Genomic DNA, 387 nt, shown 5'->3' with positions numbered 1-387 from the left:
CCGTTCAACGGAGCTCTTTATGTCTTCCGGGCGAAACGAGCAGACCGTATCAAGATCGTATGGTGGGATGGCTCGGGCGTTTGCCTTTACGCCAAGCGGCTGGAGAAAGCCCAGTTCTGCTGGCCGCGCATCGGACATAGCCGGGTCCAGCTCAACAATGCCCAGCTTCTGGCTTTGGTGGATGGGATGGACTGGAAACGCGTTCGATCAACACCCATCAAGCCGCCCGAGATTGTTGGGTAAAACCCCTGCGGCGAATTGAATCATGCACCTGAAACTGCGGGCGGATCACAGCAAAATATGCTCTGATCATACCCATGACGCGACCCGATATAGAGCTCCCGGATGATGTAGAGGCACTCAAGGCCATGGTTCTTGCCATGGCCG

The 387-nt window shown here is 56.1% G+C and carries 1 protein-coding gene; it reads left to right on the top strand.

Going from position 1 to position 387, the window contains the following annotated elements:
• On the top strand, positions 1 to 243 hold a 243-nt coding region (tnpB, locus tag FS804_RS24740), incomplete at its 5' end, for an IS66 family insertion sequence element accessory protein TnpB (protein WP_144579354.1).
• Between the last annotated feature and the right edge of the window lie 144 nt (positions 244 to 387).

The sequence above is a fragment of the Agrobacterium sp. DE0009 genome, assembly GCF_007680755.1.
Lineage (GTDB): Bacteria > Pseudomonadota > Alphaproteobacteria > Rhizobiales > Rhizobiaceae > Agrobacterium > Agrobacterium tumefaciens_B.
Note: the sequence above shows the minus strand (reverse complement) of the source record. Positions and strands in the feature narration are given on the sequence as shown.